This is a genomic window from Sphingobium sp. ba1, from assembly GCF_000743655.1.
Classification (GTDB): Bacteria; Pseudomonadota; Alphaproteobacteria; order Sphingomonadales; family Sphingomonadaceae; genus Sphingobium.
The window spans coordinates 7,724-12,714 of record NZ_JPPQ01000034.1; the positions used below are offsets into that span (position 1 = coordinate 7,724).

Here is a 4,991-nt window from a genome sequence, read left to right on the forward strand (position 1 = left end):
CTGCGCTTCGGGCAGGTCTTCTCGCTCTACAACGCCGTGTCCTACAACCGCTCCATCTACGACAGCGACTATAGCACTATCACTGGCGCCGCGACTGGCACGCGGATCGGCGGCATCGCGACCGTGGGCGGCGTCGTGCCCACCGGCGGCAAGCTGATCCCTGTCAGCCCGAAGTGGATGAACAAGACGGTTGCGACGCTGACGCTCGGCGATTTCGATGCCCAGATGATCGGCGACTATGTCGGCCGCCGTGTCACCACCTTCACCAACGATGCATCGGTCAAGTCGGTGTTCCAGGCCAGCGCCCGGATCGCTTATCGCCTGCCCGCCAGCATGGTCGGCCTGCAAAAGGCGGAGATCAGCCTGAACGTCACCAACCTGTTCGACACGACGGGTGCATCGACGGTGCAGGCGAGTGCGAACACCAACAATTACAATGTCTACCCAATCCCGCCGCGCCAGTGGTTCGCCACATTGTCGGTGAACTACTGATGCAGGACAGGTCGGTATCCCGCCGTTCGCTGCTTCAGGCGGGTGCCGGCCTGACCGCCGCATTTGCGACGGATGTGGGGGCAGCGATCGCCGCCCCTGCCCGTCGCAAGGGTCCGCCGCTGCTCATCGCCCATCGCGGCGCATCGGCGCTGCGCCCAGAACATACGCTTGCCGCCTATGCCAAGGCGATCCAAGACGGGGCCGACTATGTCGAGCCTGACCTGGTCGCTACGAAGGACGGCGTGCTGGTCGCGCGGCACGAGAATAATATCGCGGAAACCAGCGACGTTGCCGCCCGGGCCGATTTTGCCGCGCGCAAGACGGTCAAAACGATCGACGGCGAGCGACAGGAAGGTTGGTTCACGGAGGATTTCACCTTCGCGGAACTCAAGACGTTACGCGCGAAAGAGCGGCTGGGCGCCATACGGCCCGAAAGCCAATCCTATGACGGCGCATTCCAGATCGTGTCGATGGAGGAAATCGCCGATTTCGTGGCGGCCGAATCCGCCGCGCGCGGCCGGACCATCGGCCTGATCCCGGAGATCAAGCATTCCACCTATTTCGCAGGCATCGGCCTGCAACAGGAGCAGCGGCTGATCGATATCATCGGCAAGAGCGCCTATCTGCAACGCGCGCCGTTCGCCATCCAGTCGTTCGAGGTCGCTAATCTACGCGCGTTGCGCGGCAGGATCGGCGCCTATCCCAACATCCAGCTGGCCCAGTTGATCGGCGACCCGGCCCAGATGCCGGCCGATGTGCAGGCGGCGGGCAACAAGCGCTTCTATCGCGATATGCTGACGCCCGCAGGTCTTTCCGAAATCGCCAGCTATGCAGATTATCTTGCGCCCCATGTCCGGATGATCATTCCTGTGGACGAGGATCAGCGCCTGACAAAACCCACGGGGCTCGTCGATGCCGCACATGCGGCGGGCCTTCTCGTCAGCATCTGGACCTTCCGCCCGGAAAATCAGTTCCTGGCCGCCGATTTTCGCAGCGACAAAGGCGTTTCCGCGCGCAACGAAGAAGGCAGCATTGCAGAGATGCAGCGCTATCTTGCAACGGGTGTCGATGCGATCTTCACAGACGATCCGGCTTTGGGACGGCGTGCGATTTCCTAGGATAGAGAGAATAAAAACTGCCTATTCCAAATTCACCTCTACCGGTCATTTGATCGCCATCTGGACTGGCCAGCCACAGCAAGTCCACTTCTCTTGACCATCTGCAAGCCCGATCGCAGTTTCGGATCTTCGCGCCGCTTGTGGTCGAATTGCAGCCGTTGGTTGCGCCACCCGAGCCGGCGCGCGCAGTTGCTCCCAACGTCGATCGGCTTTCCAGTCACGTCAGGCCTGATTGGGAAAGCCTGATCCTAGTGCATCTGGAACCCGGCCCGCGCCCGTGCAATTCGTCAGCAGGGCACCGCCCATATATGCTTCGGCGTGAACCGCGTCCGCATGGTGCCATCCTCTGCTATCGTCGGGGAATCGTGATCTTTCGACCTGGATCAGGCCGCACTCGATATGCTCATACGTGCCCAGCCCCTGCCGGCAATTCCCGCCGAGAGCCTGATGTCGTCGAGCTGACGATCCTCGTCGCTTTCAGCCTGCGGTGATCCATGCCATCTGAAGCTGCCACGGTGATGGATAGGCGTCGGCAATGAAGCCGCCTCGTCACCTAGCGCTACCTCCGGCCCGTTTGGCTGCCGATATCGACCGATCTCTTCTACCCGTCAGGACAAATGCGCCATAATGACAAGGCGCCACCTGCCAAGGCATTGGCAGATGGCGCCTCACCGGGCGACCCGAAGGCTGGAGGCCCCGCATAAGCGGAGCCACCTTCGGCCGGTTTTTAGAAGCTCATGCGAACGCCCATCGCATAGGTGGCGGGCGCACCGACCATACGCGACGCGCCGTTCATTTCGGGATAATAGACTTCGTCCGTGATGTTTCGGCCCATGGCATAGATCGACCAGCCATGCGGCGATTCCAGCTCGATCCGGGCATTGAGCAGCGTGTAAGCCGGCGAGGTGTTGCCGACGACCGCGTTCAGGCGGTTCGATTCCTTGCCATGATGGAAGATGTTGGCGCGGCTCTTTAGCACCCAGCCATCACCGAATCTGTAGCTGTGGACGAGGCCGACCCGACCGGTCCATTTCGGCGCACCGGGCAGCGGATCGCCGACAGTCGCGGTCACATCGGCGATGCGGTTGGAATTAAACTCGGTGATCTTCGAATAGAGATAGGTGCCCGATGCGTCGAAATCGAGTTTGTGCCCGCCGCTGTTCAGCAGGTTGACGTCCAGTGCGGCTTCGAAGCCGCGGGTCTTGGCCTTACCGACATTAGTGCGGCCGTTGGTGTCATTGTCGAGGCGCGTCGTCGCCTGAAGATTGTCGAAATCATTGGCGAAGGCGTCAAGCGACAGACGGATCGGCCCTTTATAATAACGCACGCCCGCTTCATAAGCCCAGACCGTCTCGGACTGGAACGGCTCCGTCTCGGCCAGCGTCATGATCGACGTGCCATCAAAGCCGCCCGAACGATAGCCGCGCGCGACCGACGCGAAGACATTCAAATCGTCGGTGATGAACCACTGCGCGGCAGCACGGCCGGACAGGTCGTCATCCTTGAACTGCTTGTCCCACTGAAAATTGGGCGTCGTCGCGAAAAATGTGGCGTAATTGGATATGCCCCAAGGGTTATCGTCGATGTTGCGGCCCTGCGAATCCACATCGTCCTTGGTATAGCGCAGGCCCAGCGTCAGCTTGATCTTGGGCAACAACTCATAATCAGCCTGACCGAACAGCGCGGCGCTACGGCGGCGCTGATTATGGACATTATGATATATGGTCCGCGCGGCCCAGCTGGTCCATTGGCTCTGATAGTCGATCTTGTCGCTCATGTAGAAGCCGCCGATCAACCAGTTGAAACGCCCCTGCTGCTCGTTGCGCAGGCGCATTTCGAGCGATGCCTGGCTCAGATCTTCATCGAACAGATATTCATATTGGGGATAGGGCGTGCCATCGCCATTGCCGCCGATATTGCGCTGGCTCGACTGCCAGCCGGCGACCATGTCGAAGCGGGTGGCATCGTTCAGCAGGTGCGAAAATTGTGCGGACGCGCCTTTGATGTCGATCCGTTGCTGAAAATAGGCCCGCGAATAGAAGCTGTAGGGGTCTTTATCTTCGCCGGCATTGAGAACACTGCTGTCCTCCGCTGCGCTGATGCGGTCATATTGACGGGCATCGCCACGGTCGCGACTGGCAAAGGCCTTCAGCGTCAGACTGGTATCTGGACCGAAATCGATATCCACCGTACCGCGCGCGGCGAACAGATCCTTGTCGCCAAAGCCCTTGCGTGCGCCCGGATCGTTGATCGCAGGCACCTGTCTCTGGACCACGCCGCCGACGCTCAGTTGCGCGCCCGCCAGATCGCCCGCGCCCTTCCCGTTCATGAAGCCGCCGCCCTGATCGGTCATCACTGCCAGTCGCACGCGCATATTGTCGCTGACCGGACCGCCGATCGCCGCTTCCGCGCGCAGGCTGTCATAGCTGCCATAACGCACATCGGCATAGCCGTCGAACGTGTCGCGGCCGCCGCGCGTGATCGCGTTGACGACGCCGGCCGTGGTGTTGCGGCCATAGAGAGTGCCCTGCGGCCCACGCAGCACCTCGATCCGCTCCAGATCGAACAGAGGCATGCCGAGATAGGCGTTGGAGCTTTGATAGACGCCGTCCACATGAAGGGCGACCGACGGGCTGCCATTGGGCTTGTAGTCGTCGGCGCCGCCGATCCCGCGGATGGTCAGCAGGCCATAGCTTTCGCCGCCCGTGCTGTAGTTGATCGACAGGCCCGGTACTTCATCGACCAGACTGGCGAAATCGGTAATCTTGCGTTCTGCCGCTTCCACGCCCGAAACGACGGTGATCGCCTGCGGTACTTTCGACAGGTCTTCGACCCGCTTTTGCGCGGTGACGATGATGTCACCGCCACCCGCAACGCCCGCCCCCGCTTCGGCAGCCGACAATTCGGTCGGCGCCTTGGCGACGGCGAGCGAGATCATCGCCGCGCCCTCGTAGGAAATGGCCACGCCTCGTCCGGCGATCAGGCGGCGCAGCGCCTCGGCACGGGAAAAGCGCCCCTTGAGCGCGATCGAGCGGCGACCGGCGATGGCGTCATAGGGGAAGACCATCTGCACGCCGGCCTGCCGACCGAACTCGTTCAGCGACGTCGCCATATTCTGCGCCGGGATGTTGAAGGCGATAGCGCGATCGCTCGCGGCACTGGCGGGCGCCGCGGCGAGGATCAAGGGTAGTGCGACGACATGAAAACTCATTATTGCCCTCCGATGGAAGCGTCTCTCGGAGGATGGGATGGGTGGGCGCGGCACGACCTCTATCGCAGCTGCAAAAAAATTATCAGCCGGCCGTGAGGGTAATGGCTCCATTTTCGCTGCGCTGCGATCGGATGCCGAACGACGCATGCAATGCGGTCAGCAGATCATTG

The 4,991-nt window shown here is 61.5% G+C and carries 2 protein-coding genes and 1 pseudogene; 2 read left to right on the forward strand and 1 reads right to left on the reverse strand.

What is annotated here, in order from left to right:
• Positions 1–492 (forward strand): annotated as a pseudogene (locus IL54_RS02415) (TonB-dependent receptor); the annotation flags it as partial.
• Positions 492–1,610: a glycerophosphodiester phosphodiesterase gene (locus IL54_RS02420; RefSeq protein WP_004212909.1), complete on the forward strand. Its 1,119-nt coding sequence runs from the start codon at positions 492–494 to the stop codon at positions 1,608–1,610. The pseudogene IL54_RS02415 and the gene IL54_RS02420, both read left to right, overlap by 1 nt.
• Positions 1,611–2,337: 727 nt before the next feature.
• Here IL54_RS02420 and IL54_RS02425 read toward each other — a convergent pair.
• Positions 2,338–4,821 (reverse strand): TonB-dependent receptor domain-containing protein, encoded by a 2,484-nt coding sequence (locus tag IL54_RS02425; RefSeq protein WP_004212907.1) that lies wholly within the window; start codon positions 4,819–4,821, stop codon positions 2,338–2,340.
• Positions 4,822–4,991 lie beyond the last annotated feature (170 nt).

Bases quoted from the DNA above. Each gene is read 5' to 3' on its own strand.
- IL54_RS02420 (WP_004212909.1), top strand. From the start codon at position 492: ATGCAGGACAGGTCGGTATCCCGCCGTTCGCTGCTTCAGGCGGGTGCC.
- IL54_RS02425 (WP_004212907.1), bottom strand. From the start codon at position 4,821: ATGAGTTTTCATGTCGTCGCACTACCCTTGATCCTCGCCGCGGCGCCC.